The sequence below is a fragment of the Mycolicibacterium sp. XJ870 genome (assembly GCF_053483975.1).
The window spans coordinates 19251-38435 of the sequence record NZ_JBEFTI010000007.1 but is presented as its reverse complement, the minus strand read 5'-3'; the positions used below and the strand labels follow the sequence as shown (position 1 = coordinate 38435).

Genomic DNA, 19185 nt, shown 5'->3' with positions numbered 1-19185 from the left:
TATCGGCCGGGCGGCAGTCTTCGCAAGCGAAACGACTCCAGCAAAGCTGATTGGTTTTAGATTCATCAGGGCCGGGTAGATCGATTCCGTAGCTGTCGGGGATCGATCGAAGGAGCGGAACATGCAGACGTCCACGAGCACGCGGCGCCGCGGTGCGCTCGGCTTACTTTCTGCGGGTGCGGTCGCGGGTTTAGTGGCCGGTACGGTCGCGATGCCGACAGCCTCCGCCCAGCCGCAATGCACTGCAGCCGGCCTCAGCAATGCCCTCGGCACGGTGTCCAGCCAGACGGGCGGCTTCCTTGCCGCACATCCTGGCGCGAACGACGTCATCACCGAATCCGGTGCGCTCCCGCCGGGAGAAGGTGAGAACGCGATCCGGGCATACTTCGTCGCACATCCTCAGGAGTGGACGGAACTGCAACGCATCGCGCAGCCGCTGCGAGATCTGCGCCAACAGTGCGACGTGGATGTCGCACCCGCCCAAATCGCCAGGCTTTTCGACGCGATGGCGTCATAAGGCCCGCACACCCTAGCGTCGCGGCAACGGACACTCGGACGGTGGCGCTGCGTCACGCTCGGGCCCGTCGGCAACGGCACGGTCGGGCAGCCAGATCACGAACGTGCTGCCCTCGCCGAGCCGGCTGAACAGCGTTACCCGACCCTCGTGACTCTCGACAATCTGGCGGGCGATGGCCAGGCCGAGACCGGAGCCGCGGCGAGAACCGTTGTCGCCGTTGGAGGCCCGCTTGAAGCGGTCGAAGACGTGCGGCTGTTCATCATCGGCGATTCCTGGCCCGTCGTCCTGCACGGCGATCCAGGCCCACCCCCTGCTGCTGCCACCCGCAACTGTCACGGTCGATCCGGTCGGTGCCAACCGGATCGCGTTGGAGAGCAGATTCGCCACTGCCCGGCCCAGCGATTCGGGGTCGGCGTACACGACCGGTCCGGGGGAGCTGCGAGCGACGATGTCGAGTGGCCGTTCGGCAGCGAGCAGACCATGTTCGTCGACGACGTCGCCGATGAACCCGTGCAGGTCGACATTGCGGTCGGCGAAGCTTCCGGAGCGTCGGCGCGCGGTCGCGAGCAGGTCTTCGAGCAGCCGCGACATCCGTGCGGTGGCACGGGAGATGACAACGAGCGCATGGTCACGCTCGGCCGCGGTGGCGTCCGGATTGGTCAGCACGGCCTCGACATTGGCCTGCACCACCGCGACCGGATTGCGCAGTTCGTGTGACACGTCCTCGACCAGTGCGCGCTCGGTGCGGAACGCCGTGTCGAGGCGGTCCAGCATGCCGTCCAGCGTGTCGGCGAGTGCGCGCAGTTCATCGCGGGGTCCGGTGGCACCGATGCGCTGCGAGAGGTCGGTGGCGCGTAACCGGTTGGCGGTAGCAGTGATTTGTCCGATGGGGCGCAGCAGTCGGCCGGCCACGACCCATCCGACCAGCAGGCAGATCACGAAGATCACGGCCAAGGCGATCAGGGAATAGTTGCGCAACAGGTCGAGCGTGGACTGGTTGACGGCCTGTTGGACGCTACGCAGATCGGCGGCTTCGAAATTCTCCCCGGGCCGGTAGACCATGGTCCCGTCGGGCTTGCGCTCGAACTTCTTGACCGTCACCGAATCGAGCGGCTCCGCGTCGACGGTCCGGGACAGCGCGAGGTACACGCCGAACAGGATCAGTGCCGACAGCGCGAACAGCCACGCCGAGGTGGTGATCGCCATGCGTGCCCGGATGGTCCGCGCCCACGCCGGCAGCCTCACGTAGCGCTCATGAAGGGTTGCGCGACAGCCTCTTTCAATCGGTAGCCGCGGCCGACCAGGGTATGCAGCACCTGCTCCTCACCGTCGACGGTGAGTTTGCGGCGCAGCGTACCGACCGTGACCCGGACCGTCTGGGTGAACGGGTCGGCGTTCTCGTCCCACACGTGTTCGAGGATCTGTTCGGCGGATACGACATGGCCCGGTCGGCTCATGAGGAAGCGGAGCACCGCGAACTCCTTGAGGGTGAGGTCGACCTCACGCGGCCCGCGGTGCACCACCTGACGCGCGCCGTCGAGGACGATGTCACCGACCCGCAGTTGCGAGGATTCGCCCCGGACCTCGCGGCGCAGCACCGCGCGCAGCCGGGCCGTCAACTCGGCCAGCGCGAAAGGTTTGACGATGTAGTCGTCGGCACCGGCGTCGAGCCCACGCACCCGGTCGGGCAGCGTGCCGTGTGCGGTGAGCATCACGATGCGTAAGTCGCGGCCCGATCGGCAGTCCAGGTCGCCGGTGCGGATCCGGTGCGCCAGGTGCAAGCCGTTGCCGTCGGGGAGTGTCACGTCGACGAGCGCGATGTCGTACTCGTTGACGCCGAGACGCTCTTCGGCTTCGGCGTAGCACAAGGCGGCGTCCACCGCGTAGCCCTCGCGTTGCAGCCCGACTCGCAGCGCGCTGACCAGGCCCTCCTCGTCCTCCACGATCAACACCCGCATGAGCGCCGAGGATAGCCACCTAACCGGGTCTGTGCCCACAAGGCTTTCGGTCGGCTTTCGTTTCACCTTGCGCTGGTTTTCGTGGGGCCCTGGTGAACTGACGGCCATGACCACAGCTGAAACCGCACCAGTGGACGTCAGCGCCGTCGTCGAGCGTGCGCTGTTCGAGATGAAACACGTTGTCGTGGGCCAGGATCGGATGCTGGAGCGGCTTCTCGTCGGCCTGCTGGCCAACGGGCACATCCTGCTGGAGGGCGTTCCGGGCATCGCCAAAACTCTGGCGGTTCGGACGGTCGCCACTGTCGTCGGCGGCGTATTCCACCGCCTGCAGTTCACGCCCGATCTGATGCCCGCCGACATCGTGGGCACGCGGGTGTGGCGGCCGTCCAGCGAGACGTTCGAGATCGAACTCGGCCCCATTTTCGGCAACATGATCCTGGCCGACGAGATCAACCGCGCGCCGGCCAAGGTGCAGTCGGCACTGCTCGAGGCGATGGCGGAGCGACAGGTCAGCATCGGCGGCCGCACTTTTGCGCTGCCCACGCCGTTCCTCGTTCTGGCCACGCAGAACCCGATCGAGACCGACGGGGTGTACCAACTTCCGGAGGCGCAGCGTGATCGCTTCCTGCTCAAGGTCGACCTCACGCACCCCACCGAACTCGAGGAGATGGCGATCCTGGCCCGGATGGGGTCGCAGCCGCCGCAGCCTCGCACGCTGATGAGCCCCGACGACGTGGTCGCCATGCAGCGCTCGACCGAAGGCGTGTTCGTCCACCACGCGGTCGCCCACTACATCGTGCGGCTGGTGATGGCCACCCGTGATCCCGTCTCCTACGGTGTCGGGGGCATCGCCGGATTGCTGGAATACGGTGTGAGCCCGCGGGGTTCGCTCGGGCTGTTGTCCGCGAGTCGGGCACTGGCGCTGCTGCGGGGGCGTGACTATGTCCTGCCGGGTGACGTCGCCGAGATTGCACCCGACGTGCTGGCACACCGCCTGGTGCTCACGTTCGACGCGGTCGCCGACGGCGTGGATCCGCGTCAGGTGATCGCCGAGGTGCTCGAGAGGGTGCCGACCCCGCAGATCGCCCCACGCCACGCCGAGTTGGACGAGATGGCGTCATGAGCGCACATCCCTGGCGGGCACTGGATCTCGACGTGTTGCGCCGCATCGACGGCCTGGTGCCCGGCGACCACGAAGGCAGCAGGCTCGGTGTCGGCAGCGAACGCGAAGAGGTGGTCCGATACCAGCCCGGTGACGACGTACGCCGGATCGACTGGAACATCACCGCCCGCAGCACCGATCTGCATGTCTGGCGGCCCCGCGCGGACAACCAGCTCGACACCTGGGTATTGCTCGACACCACGGCGAGCATGGCGTTCGGCACGGTCGTCGACGAGAAACGCGAACTGGCCGCCAAGATCGTCGCTGCGATCGGACTGCTGACCGACGCCCCCGGCAACCGGCTGGGAGTGGCCACCTTCGGCACCGATGGTGTGCGTTGGCGTCGCCCGGACTCCTCGCGGCTGGCCGCTCACCGCATCACCCACGAACTGGCCGACGACGATCAGCGCACCGGGCCCGGAACCACACTGGCGGCGGCCATCGACGCGTTCGGCCGGCGTCGTCATCGCCAGGGGCTGCGGATCGTCGTGTCGGATTTCCTCGACGCCGAGGCAGGTTTCGATCCACCGTTCGACTGGTACCGGCCACTGCGCCGGCTGGCCGCACGCCATGACGTCATCGCGGTCGAGATCGTCGACCCGCGCGAGATGGCGCTGCCCGACGTGGGTTCGGTGCTGCTGGTGGATCCGGAGTCGGGTCGGCAGCGGCAGGTGTGGACGTCCGACCGCGCGGTGCGCCGCCGGTACGAGGAGGCCGCCGCGACCTACCGCGCGTCAGTGGCTGCGGCCATCCGTGCCAGCGGTGCCGAGCATCTGCCCGTCAGCACCGGGCGTGACTGGGTGCGCGACCTCGCGCGGTTCATCGGTGCCCGCAAGCGACACCGGGGAAGGCGCCGGCGATGACGTTCCTGTTCCCCGCCGCTCTGATGCTGCTCGTGCCGGTGGCGCTGCTCGCGATCGGCTACCTCGTCGCACTGCGGCGCAGACAGCGCTACGCGGTTCGGTATGCGGCACTGCCCTTGTTGGACAAGGTGATTCCCGAGCGTCCGCAGTGGCGACGGCATGTTCCTGCGGCCCTTTTGCTCATCACGCTCGGGTTGGTCGCGCTCGCGGCGGCTCGGCCGGAGATGCCGGTCCGGGTGCCCTACGAGCGGGCCACGATCATCGTCGCGATCGACGCGTCGGAGTCGATGCAGGCGCGTGACGTCGAACCCGACAGGTTGACGGCGGCGATCGCCGCGGCCGGTGACTTCATCGACCAGCTGCCGCCGGCCTTCAACGTCGGCGTGATCTCGTTCGCCGGTTCGACGGTGGTGGAGCATTCGCCCGACACCGACCATGCCGGCGCGAAGGCCAGCCTTCGGTCGATCGGCATGTCATCGCGCACCGCGATCGGCGAAGGGGTTTTCGCGGCACTGAACCAGATTCGGACAGTGACCGGCGATGACGGAACCGATCTGCCCGCACACGTCGTGCTGCTGTCCGACGGCTCGAACACAAGCGGGCGCAGCCCCACCGCCGCGGCACGGGCTGCGGCTGCCGCGGGCGTGCCGGTCTCGACCATCGCCTACGGCACCGAGGGCGGCGTCATGGAGAGCTACGGCTACTCGACTCCGGTGCCGGTCGACGCCGAAACGCTGGCCGAACTGGCGGATGCGACCGGCGGCGTGGCGTATGCCGCGTCGAGCAGCGACGAGCTGGCCGACGTCTACCGCGACATCAGCTCGTCGATCGGTTGGCGTACCGAGTGGCGCGAGGTGACGCCGTATGTCGCCGCGTTCGCCCTGGTGTTCGGAGTCGTCGCGGCGGGACTTTCGCTGCGCTGGTTTTCCCGATTGGTGTGAGGAGAGGAGATGACCGGGATCGGGTTCGCGGTGCCCGTCGACCGCGTGATGGAGGTGGCAGGCAGATCATCGTGAACGACTGAGTATTGGCTGAGAATATCTGGAATTTTTCAGCGTGATCGGAAATTGGAGTTTATAGGCGGCAACCGGAAGTTGTGGGACTTGCGGGTCGTCAAAGACGAAGGGTTGGGAAATGAAGAAGTATGCGTTGGCGGCGCTCGGTGCGGGCGCATTGGCCTCGACTGCGATCATCATGGGTGGCACCGCTGCCGCCGCGCCGACAGAGCAGTCGGTGGAACAGACCGTGAAAAGCCTTGAGACGAGCGGATATCACGTCATCGTGAACCGCACCGGCGCGGCACCGCTGGCCAGCTGCTCGGTGGTCGGCGTCCGTCAGGGGCCGATTCACTCCACGAAAGACTCCCGGGGTGGCGGCTCCATCAACACCACCGTCATTTCGCAGACCGCCTACGTCGACGTGGCCTGCTGACCGGGGAATAAACCGCACCATTAATTTGTTTGAGGCGTTCGAACCGTGAATTGCGGTTCGCAATTAATTGCGCCTGCAATCGGCCGCACATATCGTGCGGCCGATTGTTTTTGTGGGCTGCGCGCGGCGATAGGGTGGCAGCCGGCCGCCTGCGGTGACATCGTTGATTGATGGGACCCGACGACACCTACAGCGCCGATGACGAAGACCAACTGCCCAAGGAGGACACCCTCGTCGAGCGCGGCGTCGACGACCTCCTCGATGAGGGGTACTCACCGCCGGACAGATGGCGGGAACCGCGCGAGCACGAGAGCCTCGACGAGCAGTTGGCCGACGAAGTGCCCGACCGTGCGATGCAACTCGACGAGCCCGACGAGCAGGCCGGTGACGACGAGGTCGGCAGTGCGCGCGCCGGAAGACTGGCCGCACCCGACGAAGGTTTCGGAGAGGACGACGAAGCTGAGCTACTCGGCAGTGATGTCGGCGTCGCCGGTGGTGCGGCCTCTGCGGAAGAGGCCGCCGTCCACATCATCGACGAGGAAGACGAGTAACCAGCTCAGGCAGTGCGGCGCTGCACGGCCACGGACACCGTGAGCACCAGCAGCCCGCCGACCGCGAGCATGGCGCCGGCGGCAGCCGGGGCGCTGTACCCGTAGCCGGCCGCGATCACCAGCCCACCGACCCACGCGCCTGTCGCGTTGCCGATGTTGAGCGCTGAGTGGTTGAGCGCCGCGGCGAGCGTCTGCGCGTCGTGGGCGACATCCATCAGTCGGGTCTGCAGCGCCGGCCCGACCGCGGAACCGGCGGCGCCGATGCCGAACAACAGGAGCAGGGCGGCCCACGGGTTGTGGGAAGCCGGCACGAAGATCGCCAGCAGGACACCCAGTGTGCCCATCGACAGATACAGCGCGCGGATCACCGATGCATCGGCAAGCCGTCCGCCGACGAGGTTGCCGACGACCATGCCGAGGCCGAACACCATGAGCGCCACGGGAACCAGTGCCCGGGACAGCCCGGCGACGTCGGTCATCGTGGTGCTGATGTAGCTGTAGACGGCGAACATCCCGCCGAAGCCGACCATGCCGACCAGAACGGCGAGCAGCACCTGCGGCCGGCGCAGCGCACCGAGTTCGGTGAGCGGGCTCGACGAGTGCATCGACCGCAGCTGGTCGGGGAGCCAGAACCACAGCGCGGTCAGGGTGAGCATGCCGATGACGACCACGAGGCCGAACGCACTGCGCCAGCCCAGCGCCTGGCCGAGCCAGGAGGCCATCGGCACGCCGAGCACCGTCGCGATCGTGAGTCCGGACATCACGTGCGCGACGGCCCTCGCCCGGTTCTGCGGGCCCATCAGGTGTGCGGCGGCCAGCGCGGCGATGCCGAAGAAGGCGCCGTGCGGCAGGCCGGCAACGAATCGCGCGACGACGAGCGTCGGGTACGACGGTGCCACCATGCTGGCCACGTTGCCGAGAGTGAAGACCGCCATCAGGCCCAGCAGCAGCGCCTTGCGCGGAAGTCGAGCGGTCAAGGAAGCGATCACCGGTGCCCCGACCACCACGCCCAGTGCGTACGCGGAGATGACGTGACCGGCAGTGGGTTCACTGATGCCGAAGCCCGTCGCGATATCGGGCAGCAGACCCATCGCGACGAACTCGGTGGTGCCGATGCCGAAGCCACCGAGGGCGAGGGCGAGCACTGCGAGCCACCGGACGGTGGGATCGGTTGCGACCACCGAAGAAGGGCGCGTCGGGCGTTCGAGGGAAGTCGTCATACGTTGCGGCTTTCCGATGGCGTTGGGATTGAGCTCTCGGACAGCGTTGGCGAGAACGGCTTCTGCAACGCTAACCGGACTTCTGATGTCCCAGCAACTTACTTTTGTATTTTGAATGCCAAAGTGATGGAGGTTACGGTGCTGGTATGACGAGCGTCGGCTCGACCGTTGGTGAGGTCCTTGCCCTGATCAGGGAACGCCGCGCCGTCACCCGCGCCGAGATCGGCCAACTGACCGGGCTCTCCCGCACAGCGGTGTCAGCCCGCGTAGCAGCTCTCACCGAGCAGGGGCTGGTCGTCGAGAGCGAGCAGGCTCCGTCGACGGGCGGACGACCTCCGACACTGCTGTCATTCAATGCCGCCGCCGGTGTGGTGTTGTCGGCCGCGATCGGCCGCAGTCGCACCCGGCTGGCGGTGTGCGACCTCGCCGGCGACGTGCTCGACCTCGCCGATATCGACCAACAGCCCGACCTCGGCCCTGACGATCTGATGCCTGACGTGGTCAAACGCCTCGACGCGTTGCTCGACGGCCACCGCGGCGCCCGGGTGTACGGGGTCGGCGCCAGCCTGCCGGGCACCGTGGACCGTCAGCGCGGCGCCGGTGTGGACTCGCCGATTCTGCCAGGCTGGGGTGGGGTCGAGGTGCGGACGTATCTGCGGGCGCTGACCGACGCGCCGGTGGTGGTCGACAACGACGTCAACGTCATCGCACTGGCCGAACGCGCCGGGAACGACCGCGCGGTCGACGACATGCTGGTGCTCAAGGCCTCTACCGGCATCGGCGCGGGCATCATCGCCGGCGGCGTACTGCAGCGCGGCGCCACCCAGGCGGCCGGCGAGTTGGGCCACAACAAGACTGCGGCCGCGGCGGGGCTACCGTGCCGGTGCGGTGACATCGGGTGTCTGGAGGCAGTCGCCGGCGGTTGGGCGTTGGTGGCCGCCCTTCGCCAGGACGGCCGCGCCGTCAACCACCTACGGGACGTGGTCGCCTTGGCTCACGGCGGCGATGCCGAAGCCCGCCGCTTGATCCGGGACAGCGGTCGCCATGTCGGCGAGGTGCTCGCCGCCGCTGTCAACCTGCTGAACCCCGGGGTACTGGTGGTGGCCGGAGACATGTCGGGCGCCTACGACATTTTCGTTGCAGGTCTGCGAGAGACGTTGTACGGCAATGCCACTGCGCTGGCCACCCGGTCGCTGACCGTTGCGCCGTCGATCCACGGTGAAGAGTCCGGGGTGATCGGCTGCGCGGCAATGGTTCTCGACGAGGTGTTCTGACCGGGCCTGACCCGCTACACCTTTGAGATCACGTGTTCGGCGAACTTCTCCAGGTTCCGAATCTTGCGGTCCAGCGGCTCGGTGTCCTCGCCCTTGGTGTAGGGCAGCCGGAAACCGACGATCACATCGGTGACACCCTGGTCCTCCAGCCGTTTGATGCCGTCGACAGTGAAGGCGTCCACTGAGATGACGTGAACCTCAAAGGGGCCGGTGTGACCTTCTTCCTGGCGAATCTGGTTGAGCCGCTTGAGAAGTACGTCGAGATCGTCGGTCCCGCCACCGTGCATCCAGCCGTCGCAGCGCGCGGCGCGGCGCAGTGCGGCATCGGCATGCCCGCCGACCAGGATGGGCACCGGCTTCGATGGTGCCGGAGTCATCTTGGTCTTCGGGATGTCGTAGAACTCGCCGTGGTATTCGAAGTAGTCGCCACTGGTGAGCCCGCGGATGATGTCGATGCACTCGTCCATCCGCTTGCCGCGACGGGCGAACGGCACGTTCATCAGCTCATAGTCCTCGGGCCACGGGCTGGTGCCGACGCCGAGCCCGAGTCGGTTGTCGAACAGCGCATTGAGGGAGCCGGCCTGCTTGGCCACCAGGGCCGGCGGCCGGATCGGCAGTTTGAGCACGAAGAAGTTGAACTTGAGGGTGGTGGTCGCCGCGCACAATGCCGAGGCCAGGACGAACGCCTCGATGAACGGCTTACCTTCCAGGAATTCCCGGTTGCCGTCGGGCGTGTACGGGTACTTCGCGTCCGATTCGAACGGGTAGGCGATGCTGTCCGGAATGGTCATCGCGTGGTATCCGGCCGCTTCGGCCGCCTGGGCCAGCGGAATGTAGTAGGTCGGATCGGTCATGGCTTCCGCATAGGTGAACCGCATGCCACCACACTAGAACGTGTTCTAGAACTGATGCGGGAGATTGGCGGGGATCGAACGGCTACGCTTTACTGGTCACCTTCTGCGACATTCGGTAGTCGTGCGGGGATTGGAGTGAAGCGATGTCAGACAGCCCTCACAGGGTCATTGCTCTGCAGATCAGCGAGTTGATTCGCGATATTCAGCAACGCCCGACAACCGACGTGGACGCGGTCCTCAGCGAACTCGCCGAGAGCGGAGTCAGCTATATCCCGACCGCCCAGCACGGCGGCATCACGATCGCCACGCGTGACGGCAAGCTGCACACCGCGGCCGCCACGAGCGATTACGCGGTTCTCCTCGACAAGATCCAGCAGCGATGCGCGGAGGGGCCATGCCTGACCGCGGCGTGGGAACAACACATCACCAAGATCGACGACGTCGAAACCGAACAGCGTTGGCCCGCCTACTGCAAGGACGCCCGCGACGAGACGCCGATCCGGTCGATCATGGCGTTCCAGCTGTACGCCGACCAGCAGACCATGGGGGCGCTGAACTTCTACGCCGAACAGCCGTACGCCTTCGATGCCGAGGCGATCGAGGCTGGGCTGATCGTGGCGACCCATACCGCGCTGGCCTGGAATCTGCTGCGGCGAGATGAACAGTTCCGCAGCGCGCTGGCCTCTCGGGACATCATCGGCCAGGCCAAGGGGATGATCATGGAGCGTTTCAAGATCGACTCCGTGCAAGCCTTCGAGGTCCTCAAGCGACTGTCGCAGAGCTCCAACGTGCCCCTCGCCGACATCGCGCGCGACATCGTCATCTCCGGGCCTGCCTCGGACTGCTAATCGCTCACAGGCAGTTCTCCGGGCCGATGACCGCCCACACCGTCTTGCCCGTCGAAGTCGGTGTACTGCCCCAGGCGCGCGTCACCGCCGCCACGACCGCGAGTCCCGACACCGTATCGGCCCCCTGATGGGGGTCTTCGTGCCGAACAGCGGGTAGGCGGCTGTGGTCCTCCACTGCGATCGTCACGACGTCACCTCTCGTCTCGATCAGGAGGCCAGGCGCACTCTGCGTGTGTTCCAGCACGTTCTCCACCAGCACATCGACGACTATCGAGGTGACCGCGATCGATTCGGGCTGCCACCACGCCAACAACCATTCGGCGGCCAACTCCCGCGCTCGGTGCAGGCTGGAGTGAACCGGCGGCAACTGCACCTGGGCCCGCAGGCGCGGCGTCGCGATGCCCAGCGCGGCGACCCAGTCACGGGCGTCCTCGATGGTCGGATACACCGGCACGTACTTGGCGATTCCGTTGCGCGCGATTGCCGCGCGGCCGTTGCCGTGCCGGCAGACCAGAACCAGGGGGACATCCGGCCACACACTGACGTGCCATCGGGCGCTGGTGAAGACCGCCAACGCCGACTCGTCAGGGACCTGCAGGTCGGTGATGTCGATGATGACGGCGCGAGGCTCGTTCAGGGCCATCTCGATGATGGTGTCGCGTAACGGCCGGTAGGTCGTGCTGTCAAGCACTCCGTCGACCATGACGACGCTCGTGCTGTCCAACGTGTGCGCCGACATCACCATCGGACTTTGCGGTCCAGCCACTGATCCTCCGATCCGTCTCGAGTGAGACGCGGCAGATGTCGTGTACCCGGCTATGTCCTGATCGACACCATTGCACGGCATCATGTTTCTGGTGCGCACCTGGCTGACCCGCAACGTCCGGGTGCTCTCTGCGGTGTCGCTGTTGCAGGACGTGGCAAGCGAACTGCTCTATCCGCTACTGCCGATCTATCTGACGACGGTGCTCGGGGCGCCGCCGGCCGTGGTCGGTGCCGTCGAGGGCGCGGCCGAAGGCGCGGCGGCGATGACCAAACTGGCCGCAGGCCCACTCGGCGACCGGTTCGCGAAGCGCCCGCTGATCGCCACCGGCTATGGCATGGCCGCGCTGGGCAAGGTCATCGTGGCAGCGGCGGCAGGCTGGCCGGGCGTGCTGGCGGGCCGCGTCGTAGACCGTCTCGGCAAGGGCATCCGGGGTGCGCCGCGCGACGCCCTGCTGGTCGTCGATATCGACGTGGCGGCCCGCGGCAGGGTGTTCGGATTCCACCGCGCGATGGACACCTTCGGCGCGGTCATCGGACCGCTGTTGGGCCTGCTCGGTTACGAATTGCTCGACCACCAGATCGCACCGCTGCTGTGGGTGGCTATCGTGCCCGCGGTGCTCAGCGTCGCCCTGGTGTTCCTGGTGTCCGAAAAGCGGCGCTCGGCTTCGCCGCGCGGGGTGCACCAACCGGTGTTCGCCCGGGTGCGGGACCTGCCCGGCCGGTACTGGCGGGTGACGGCAGTGCTGGTGGCGTTCGGCCTGGTGAACTTCCCGGACGCGCTGCTTCTGTTGCGGCTCAACGAGATCGGCTTCTCGGTCGTCGAGGTCATCCTGGCTTACGTGACGTACAACGCGGTGTACGCCCTCGCGAGTTTTCCGGCCGGTCTGCTGGCCGACCGGATCGGCCGGATTCCGGTGTTCGGCATCGGGCTGGTGTTCTTCGCTGTCGGCTACACCGGTCTGGGCCTGACCAGTGATCCGGTGTTGTCCTGGCTGCTGATCGGGGCCTACGGTCTGTTCACCGGATGCACCGACGGAGTCAGCAAGGCGTGGATCTCGTCGCTGGTGGGCTCGGACCTGCAGGGGAGTGCACAGGGAGTTTTCCAGGGCCTCAGCGGTTTTGCCGTACTCGGCGCCGGGGTGTGGGCAGGCCTGCTCTGGGGTGCCGACGGAGAACTACCGTTGCTGATCTCCGGGATCGCCGGTGGGGTGTTCGCCGTCGGACTGCTGGGCGCTGCTGTGGTCGGCCGGGTACGACTCAGCCGGGCAGCGTGACCTCCACGTCCTCCAGGGCGAACGGGGGTTCGCCGACGCCGACGATCGAGTAGGTGCCCTGCGCCGTGCGTTCGGTGATGCGAGCGTCGACGGTGCGCATGCCGATGGTCAGCCGAACCTGGCCTGCGCCGGTGATCGCGGTGCCGTCGAGAATCGTGCCCTGCCAGTGATACCGACCGTCGATCGGATCCAGATGCCCGGTCAGCCGCACGCGGACCGAATGGTCGTGTTCGCCGGTGTTGAGCACCGCCTGCCCGTCATACACGTCATCGGCGATGGCCGGATCCGGCCCGGATGCCAACGGCTTGCTGCGGCGCCACCGCAAGTGGGGCTGGTTCTGCGGCAGGAACCCGGTGCGCCGCCACACCCGCCGGCCGATGCGGCCCATCAGGCCGACCTCCTCCAGAAACGCTGCGAGCGGTGCGAATCCGGCGATCTGCACCTCGTGGCGATGTGCGCTGGCGCGGGCCATCCGCCGCGCGGCGCGGCCGTCCAGGCCGACGCGCTGATACTGCACTTTGTTGGTGAACAGGTACCGGAAGAAAAGGCCGCCCGCCCCGTTCAGATTGCTCACCCACGCCCGGGTGATCCACGGCATGGTCGGGGTGCGTTTGCGCAGGCCGTCGCGCGCGAACTGGATGTGGCGGGCTTCCTCGGTGACATGGATGCGCATGAGGCGCTGCACCATTGGCTGCAGGTCCGGATCGTCCATCATCTGGCGCTGCAGCGAGTCGAAGATCTCCTCGCCGATCAACGCGGCCACCCACAGCACCGAACCCTGGAACGCGAACGGCAGCGAGTTGATGATCATGCGCTGGTAGAGGCGTGGCCGTACCGGCTTGGCGTCGAGCTTCGCGATGGCCTTGCCGAACATCACCATGTGCCGGGTTTCGTCGCCCAGTTCGGTCAGCTCGTAGTGGGTGGCCATCGCGGTCGGATCCTGGTGCATCATCTTGCGCAGCAGCGCCTGGTTGAGGATGTTCTCGAACCAGATGCCTGCCGAGAGCGTGTTGACCAGCTCCTGACGGGACAGCTCGATCTGCTGTTCGCGGGACATGCTGTCCCACAACGGCGTTCCGTACAGTGACACCACCTTGGGCGGCAGGAAGAACTTGTCCGGATCCAGCGGGGCATCCCAGTCGATGTCGACGACGGGCGCGTAGGACTTCTTGACCGAGCCCTTGAGCAGGCGCTCGGAGAACTCTTCACGCGTCGCGGCGTTGGCGGATCTGACCGCTCGGACCGAAGCTGTCACCGTTGACGTCCCTTCGTTGACGTTTCGTCCCTTGAACGTAAGTACCCGAGCCACAAGATGTCAATACCCCGGGTACCGGATACTTTGGGTACGGTTGGTGTGCTCCCGGGCGGCCGCTAACCTTCGCATGTGCGTCGCATCCACGTCATCGGAATCGGAGCCGGTGATCCGGACTACGTCACCGCACAGGCCGTTTCCGCGCTCAACGACACGCAGGTGTTCTTCGCGATGGACAAGGGCGACTCGAAAGACGAATTGGTCGCGTTGCGCCGGCTCATCTGTGAGCGGTTCATTCGCGAGCCCGGCTACCGGTTCGTGGAGTTGGCCGACCCGAAGCGGGCGAAAGAGGGCGAGTACCGCCAGATCGTCGCGGACTGGCATGCCGAGCGGGCCCGGATCTGGGCGCAGGCCATCGAAACCGAACTCGGTCCCGACGGCACCGGAGCATTTCTGGCCTGGGGTGATCCGTCGCTCTACGACAGCACCCTGCGAATCCTGGAAAAAGTGGCCGACTGCGTCGACATCCAATACGACGTCATCCCAGGTGTCACCGCGATCCAGGCCCTCACGGCGCGCCACCGCATCCCGCTCAACGACGTCGGCGAGCCCGTGCTGATCACCACCGGCCGCCAATTGCGCGAGCACGGGCTGTCGGGCAGCGCGGTGGTGATGCTCGACGCCGAGTGTTCGTTCCAGTCCTGCCCGCCGCAGACCCGCATCTGGTGGGGCGCGTATCTGGGCACCGCCGACGAGTTGCTGGTCGCCGGCACCGTCGGCGAGGTCGGTGATGAAATCGCGGGCTTGCGCGCCGAAGCCAGAACACGCCACGGCTGGATCATGGACACCTACCTGCTGCGCTCGGCAGACTGACCACCCATGGGCTCATTTCTGCTGCGCGCAGCGATTACTGGTTTCGCACTCTGGGTTGTCACTCTCATCGTGCCGGGGATGAGCTTCGTCGGCGGTGATACGACCTTGACGCGGGTCGGCATCATCTTCGTCGTCGCGGTGATCTTCGGTCTGGTCAACGCGGTCATCAAGCCGATCGTGCAGATCCTGTCGATCCCGCTCTACATCCTCACCCTCGGCCTCATCCACATCGTCATCAATGCGTTGATGCTCTGGATCACGTCGTGGATCACCGAGAACACCACGCACTGGGGCCTGCAGATCGACGAATTCTGGTGGACCGCAGTCTGGGCGGCGATCGTGCTGTCGGTCGTGAGCTGGCTACTGTCCTTCGTCCACCGCGCTGCGCAGAGCTGAGGTCTGCTCCGTCAGTGCTGCGGCAGTATCGCCGGCCGCCTCGGTGTCGCTGTCGTGTTCCAGCGCCCAGCAGGCCGTCAGCGTGCGGTAGGCGAGTTGCTCCGTGGCCACCACGGTCGGCCACATGCGTTCGGCCGCAAGGCGTTGCGAGGACGATCCGCCGACCGCGGCGTCATAGGCAGGCAGGAGCGCCATCGCGCGCAACTGTAGATCGCGACGGTCGGTGCGGGCGCTCGGGGAGGCGCTGTCGCCCGCCGCGAGGTGCGGCAGTGTCGCGATGACCGCGTCGAGGGTCGCCGCGATGCCTGCGGCCAGCCTGGTCGGGGTGCGAAGGCGCTGCGTCGCCCAATACACGAGAAGTGCCACCGCACAACCGATCAGGGTGTCGGCGCCGCGGGCCAGCAGGATCTCGCCTAAGTCGGCGACCGGCGCGCCACCCGAGGCGATCGTCAGTGCCGCGGGGGTGATGAACACGACGGCCAGCGTGTAGTTGCGCACCACGTACATCTCGATGAGGAACTGCAGTGCACCGATCGTCAAAGCCAACCAGAGCCCCTGCGGGTGCAGCGCCAGGATCGCCCCGGCCACGCCCAGACCGAGCCAAGTGCCCAGTGCGCGTTCTATTCCGCGTGCCACGGTCCGCAGCCAGTCGAACCCCTGATGCAGCATGAGAACCGCGGCGGCCATCGCCCAGTACGCGTGGTGCAGCGTGAGTGCAGACGCGATCGCGCCCGAGATCGCCACCGCGATGCCCACCCGGACGGCGAGCTGAAGCGAGATCGAGCCGGGGGTCAGGGCCCGTCGCAGCAGCTTGACCGCGCTGGGCCTGCCGAGCGGAACTCCCTCGGCGCCATGCTCGTCGGGGATCGCGTCGGCGGGGACAGTCGCCAGCTGCCGCGCCAGTGCGGCGCCGTCCTTCGGAGCCGGTGTACCTGTGTCAGCGGCTCGCATCGCGTCGGCGAACAGCACGTGCAGTCGTCGGCTCACCACCCGCAGCCGATACAGCGCGTGGTCGGGTTTGGGCTGCACCGGCTGGAACGTCACCAGCGTGACCCACGCGGCGTGCAGTAGCGTCGCGGCCCGGTGTCGCGCATCTGCTTGTTCGCCCGCGTCGCCGCCGATGCTGTCGATGTACTGGGCGACGGCCGCGGCGGCCGCCGCCACCGCCGCTTTCTCGGGACCGCGCGGGCGCGCCAGTGCGCCCGACATGTGGACACACCAGGCGAAGGCGCCGCCGGCGAGCACCAGCGCCGCCACCTGGCCGGGGCTCAGATGACCGGTCGCCTGCGCGCCCGTACCCGCGGCGCAGGCCAGCACGAACATGTACGCGCCGGGCGGCCCGATGGCCAGGGCATGACATACGAGCGTCGCCACCATCGCGATCACCGTGACCGTGACGATCCCGAGCCATGGCACCTGGGCTGCCCAGTCGCCAACGGCAACCGCGCCGGCGAAGGACACCGCGACAACGGCGAGGTACACGCCGCGATTGAGATACGGGCGCCCGCTGCCGTAGAGCGATGTGAACCCGCCGATGGTGGCGATCAGGCCGGCTGCGGTATCGCCCGCGGCCCAGCCCACCAGAACCGGTACTGCCATGCAGATCCCGGCCCGCAACGCGTGCGGCCAGCGACGCTGCACCTTGTTCATCACCAAGATGTGGCGCAGCGGGTTGCCAACCGGTTTGGGCGCCGGGCGTTCCGCCATGGTTACAGCATGCTCGGCGTCCGGCTGACACACTGGAAGGCATGCCCGAACTGCCCGAGGTCGAGGCGTTGGCCGACCATTTGCGCCGCAACGCGGTCGGGCGGGTGGTGACCCGCGTCGACGTGTCAGCGTTTTCGGTACTCAAGACGTTCGACCCGCCGATCACCGCCCTGCACGGGCAGACCGTCACCGACGCTGCCCGGTGGGGAAAATACCTGGGCCTGCAGGCCGGTGGGCTGTTCCTCATCACGCACCTGTCCCGGGCCGGTTGGCTGCGCTGGTCGGACAAGTTGGCGTCGACGCCGCTCAAACCGGGGAAGGGCCCGATAGCGTTGCGCGTGCACTTGGGTGATGCGGTGGGTTTCGACCTCACCGAGGCAGGCACGCAGAAGCGGCTGGCGGTGTGGATGGTCTCCGATCCGCTGCAGGTACCGCAGATCGCTGCTCTCGGCCCGGACGCGCTGTCGCTGGATTTGGCGGGGCTGGCCGGACTGCTTGCCGGGCAGGGCGGACGCATCAAAACCGTCATCACCGATCAGAAGGTGATCGCCGGGATCGGCAACGCCTACAGCGACGAGATCCTGCACGTCGCCAAGCTTTCGCCGTTCGCCACCGCGGGCAAGCTGACCGACGCCCAACTAGCCGATTTGCACGACGCGATGATCTCGGTGCTCACCGATGCGGTGTCGCGATCGGTGGGGCAGCAGGCCGCCACGCTCAAAGGCGAGAAGCGGTCGGGGCTTCGGGTGCACGCCCGCACCGGACTGCCGTGCCCGGTCTGCGGTGACACCGTGCGGGAGGTGTCGTTCGCGGACAAGTCTTTCCAGTACTGCCCGACGTGTCAGACCGGTGGCAAGGTGCTCGCCGACCGGCGGATGTCCCGGCTGCTCAAGTAGCGGTTTCTTGACAGGTGTTTAACCAGGTTATCCTGCAGCGGTGACCCGTCAGAAGATCCTCATCACCGGTGCCAGCTCCGGCCTGGGCGCCGGCATGGCCCGTCAATTCGCGGCAAAGGGCCGTGACCTGGCGTTGTGTGCGCGTCGGACCGAGCGGCTCGACGAGCTGAAGGCCGAACTCGCCGACCGGCATCCCTACATCAAGGTGGCGGTCGCGGCGCTGGACGTCAACGATCACGAGGCAGTGCCGCGGGTGTTCGGCTCGTTGTCTGAGGAGCTCGGCGGTATCGACCGGGTGATCGTGAATGCGGGCATCGGCAAGGGCTGGCCGCTCGGCGAGGGCAAGCCGTGGGCCAACAAGGCGACCATCGAAACCAACCTGATCGCCGGGCTGGTGCAGATCGAGACCGCGCTGGAGATGTTCAAGAAATCCGGCAGCGGCCACCTGGTGCTGATCTCATCAGTGCTCGGCAACACGGGTGTGCCCGGCGGCAAGGCCGCCTACTGCGCTTCGAAGGCCGGGATGACATCGTTGGGCGAGTCGCTGCGTGCCGAGTACGACAAGGGGCCGATCCGGGTCACAGTCATCGAGCCGGGCTACATCGAGTCGGAGATGACGGCCAAGTCTGCGACCACCATGCTCATGGTCGACAACGAGACCGGCGTGCGCGCGATGGTCGAGGCCATCGAGAAGGAGAAGGGCCGTGCAGTGGTGCCGCGCTGGCCGTGGGCGCCGTTGACCCAGGTCATGCGCCTGCTGCCGCCCAAATTCACGAAGCGGTTCGCGTAGTTTCGGACACTGGTGCCCCGGCTGCTGGGTGCGCCTGCTGCTGGCCCGGTCCGCTCGGCTTTCAGTCCGCTCGGGCGTTCCGGGCGTTCGCTGCCGGGCGCGCGTCCCCGGCACGCCTCCCCAGCACATAGTCGCTTTGCCCGCCTATTAGCGACAAAGTCGCTGAAATCGCCTCGGGGGCAACACTTGTCACGTCAGCACCACGTCGCAAATCACGCTGGTATCTCTGGCATCGCCGGCCACACCAGCATCGTATTTCGGGTTGCCCGCATTACAGCGACATTGTCGCTCACCGAGGTGGGCATGGATATTACTGAGCCCCAACGGCATTCATGTGACAGGACGATTGGTGTCCATGCGGGAGCGATCGGTGTCGCGGCCGCATGCGCCCGTTGGTTAGGTCTGTGCCGCCCCGCGTTGGTAGCGCTGTGGCGGGATTTCGCGCCCGGGACCGCCGTACCGCTACGCACGCTCCGGACAAATTGCAGCCGGCTCGCAACCGGCCCGCGACTTTGTCGCTAATAGGCGGGCACGTAACCACTGACGCTCAAGGG

At 66.9% G+C, this 19185-nt stretch carries 20 protein-coding genes; 13 read left to right on the top strand and 7 right to left on the bottom strand.

Annotated elements, in window-relative coordinates; all coding sequences use genetic code 11:
- Positions 1–121 precede the first annotated feature (121 nt).
- Positions 122–517 (top strand): hemophore-related protein, encoded by a 396-nt coding sequence (locus tag ABQF30_RS22405; protein ID WP_448467888.1) that lies wholly within the window; start codon positions 122–124, stop codon positions 515–517.
- A 12-nt stretch (positions 518–529) separates the two neighbouring features.
- On the opposite strand, the gene ABQF30_RS22400 is transcribed toward ABQF30_RS22405, so the two are convergent.
- Together ABQF30_RS22400 and ABQF30_RS22395 are read right to left on the bottom strand one after the other, a co-directional pair.
- Positions 530–1762 (bottom strand): sensor histidine kinase, encoded by a 1233-nt coding sequence (locus tag ABQF30_RS22400; RefSeq protein ID WP_448467886.1) that lies wholly within the window; start codon positions 1760–1762, stop codon positions 530–532.
- Entirely contained in the window at positions 1759–2475 is a 717-nt protein-coding gene (locus tag ABQF30_RS22395; protein WP_448467884.1) for a response regulator transcription factor, read from the bottom strand. The genes ABQF30_RS22400 and ABQF30_RS22395 overlap by 4 nt, the downstream gene beginning before the upstream one ends.
- Positions 2476–2581: 106 nt before the next feature.
- Between ABQF30_RS22395 and ABQF30_RS22390 the strand changes: the two genes are divergently transcribed.
- The 5 genes from ABQF30_RS22390 (at position 2582) to ABQF30_RS22370 (ending at position 6482) form a co-directional block, all read left to right on the top strand.
- A complete protein-coding gene (locus ABQF30_RS22390) occupies positions 2582–3598 on the top strand; it encodes an AAA family ATPase (protein ID WP_448467882.1) in 1017 nt (338 codons plus the stop codon).
- Entirely contained in the window at positions 3595–4500 is a 906-nt protein-coding gene (locus tag ABQF30_RS22385) for a DUF58 domain-containing protein (RefSeq protein WP_448467880.1), read from the top strand. Before ABQF30_RS22390 ends, ABQF30_RS22385 begins: the two co-directional genes overlap by 4 nt.
- Positions 4497–5441: a VWA domain-containing protein gene (locus ABQF30_RS22380; RefSeq protein ID WP_448467878.1), complete on the top strand. Its 945-nt coding sequence runs from the start codon at positions 4497–4499 to the stop codon at positions 5439–5441. Before ABQF30_RS22385 ends, ABQF30_RS22380 begins: the two co-directional genes overlap by 4 nt.
- A 193-nt stretch (positions 5442–5634) precedes the next feature.
- On the top strand, positions 5635–5931 hold the full coding sequence (locus tag ABQF30_RS22375; protein WP_448467876.1) for a hypothetical protein: 297 nt from the start codon (positions 5635–5637) through the stop codon (positions 5929–5931).
- A gap of 170 nt (positions 5932–6101) precedes the next feature.
- A complete protein-coding gene (locus ABQF30_RS22370) occupies positions 6102–6482 on the top strand; it encodes a DUF5709 domain-containing protein (RefSeq protein WP_448467874.1) in 381 nt (126 codons plus the stop codon).
- 5 nt (positions 6483–6487) lie between these two features.
- On the opposite strand, the gene ABQF30_RS22365 is transcribed toward ABQF30_RS22370, so the two are convergent.
- Positions 6488–7702 carry an MFS transporter gene (locus tag ABQF30_RS22365; protein WP_448467872.1) on the bottom strand — a complete coding sequence of 405 codons (1215 nt, stop codon included), beginning with the start codon at positions 7700–7702 and terminating at the stop codon, positions 6488–6490.
- Positions 7703–7848: 146 nt separating this feature from the next.
- Here ABQF30_RS22365 and ABQF30_RS22360 point away from each other — a divergent pair, with 146 nt between their 5' ends.
- Positions 7849–8976, top strand: a complete 1128-nt coding sequence (locus ABQF30_RS22360) for an ROK family protein (RefSeq protein ID WP_448467870.1) — start codon at positions 7849–7851, stop codon at positions 8974–8976.
- 14 nt (positions 8977–8990) lie between these two features.
- On the opposite strand, the gene ABQF30_RS22355 is transcribed toward ABQF30_RS22360, so the two are convergent.
- A complete protein-coding gene (locus ABQF30_RS22355; protein WP_448467868.1) occupies positions 8991–9854 on the bottom strand; it encodes an LLM class flavin-dependent oxidoreductase in 864 nt (287 codons plus the stop codon).
- A 119-nt stretch (positions 9855–9973) separates the two neighbouring features.
- On the opposite strand from ABQF30_RS22355, the gene ABQF30_RS22350 reads away from it, so the two are divergent.
- Entirely contained in the window at positions 9974–10678 is a 705-nt protein-coding gene (locus ABQF30_RS22350) for a GAF and ANTAR domain-containing protein (protein WP_448467866.1), read from the top strand.
- 4 nt (positions 10679–10682) lie between these two features.
- Here the strand turns inward: ABQF30_RS22350 and ABQF30_RS22345 are convergent, their stop codons facing one another.
- Positions 10683–11417 carry an STAS domain-containing protein gene (locus ABQF30_RS22345; RefSeq protein WP_448468337.1) on the bottom strand — a complete coding sequence of 245 codons (735 nt, stop codon included), beginning with the start codon at positions 11415–11417 and terminating at the stop codon, positions 10683–10685.
- Between the two features lie 118 nt (positions 11418–11535).
- Here ABQF30_RS22345 and ABQF30_RS22340 point away from each other — a divergent pair, with 118 nt between their 5' ends.
- Positions 11536–12717, top strand: a complete 1182-nt coding sequence (locus tag ABQF30_RS22340; RefSeq protein WP_448467864.1) for an MFS transporter — start codon at positions 11536–11538, stop codon at positions 12715–12717.
- On the opposite strand, the gene ABQF30_RS22335 is transcribed toward ABQF30_RS22340, so the two are convergent.
- A complete protein-coding gene (locus ABQF30_RS22335) occupies positions 12701–13972 on the bottom strand; it encodes a diiron oxygenase (RefSeq protein WP_448467862.1) in 1272 nt (423 codons plus the stop codon). The two genes, ABQF30_RS22340 and ABQF30_RS22335, sit on opposite strands and share 17 nt — an antisense overlap.
- Positions 13973–14101: 129 nt before the next feature.
- On the opposite strand from ABQF30_RS22335, the gene cobF reads away from it, so the two are divergent.
- Both cobF and ABQF30_RS22325 read left to right on the top strand, forming a co-directional pair.
- Positions 14102–14842, top strand: coding sequence for a precorrin-6A synthase (deacetylating) (cobF, locus tag ABQF30_RS22330; RefSeq protein ID WP_448467860.1), 741 nt, complete (start codon positions 14102–14104; stop codon positions 14840–14842).
- Between the two features lie 6 nt (positions 14843–14848).
- Positions 14849–15238, top strand: a complete 390-nt coding sequence (locus tag ABQF30_RS22325) for a phage holin family protein (RefSeq protein ID WP_448467859.1) — start codon at positions 14849–14851, stop codon at positions 15236–15238.
- Here the strand turns inward: ABQF30_RS22325 and ABQF30_RS22320 are convergent.
- Positions 15203–16945, bottom strand: coding sequence for an FUSC family protein (locus tag ABQF30_RS22320; RefSeq protein ID WP_448467857.1), 1743 nt, complete (start codon positions 16943–16945; stop codon positions 15203–15205). The genes ABQF30_RS22325 and ABQF30_RS22320 overlap by 36 nt on opposite strands.
- A gap of 41 nt (positions 16946–16986) precedes the next feature.
- Here ABQF30_RS22320 and ABQF30_RS22315 point away from each other — a divergent pair, with 41 nt between their 5' ends.
- Together ABQF30_RS22315 and ABQF30_RS22310 are read left to right on the top strand one after the other, a co-directional pair.
- Positions 16987–17841, top strand: a complete 855-nt coding sequence (locus ABQF30_RS22315) for an Fpg/Nei family DNA glycosylase (RefSeq protein WP_448467855.1) — start codon at positions 16987–16989, stop codon at positions 17839–17841.
- A 40-nt stretch (positions 17842–17881) separates the two neighbouring features.
- Positions 17882–18631 carry an SDR family oxidoreductase gene (locus ABQF30_RS22310; protein ID WP_448467853.1) on the top strand — a complete coding sequence of 250 codons (750 nt, stop codon included), beginning with the start codon at positions 17882–17884 and terminating at the stop codon, positions 18629–18631.
- Positions 18632–19185 lie beyond the last annotated feature (554 nt).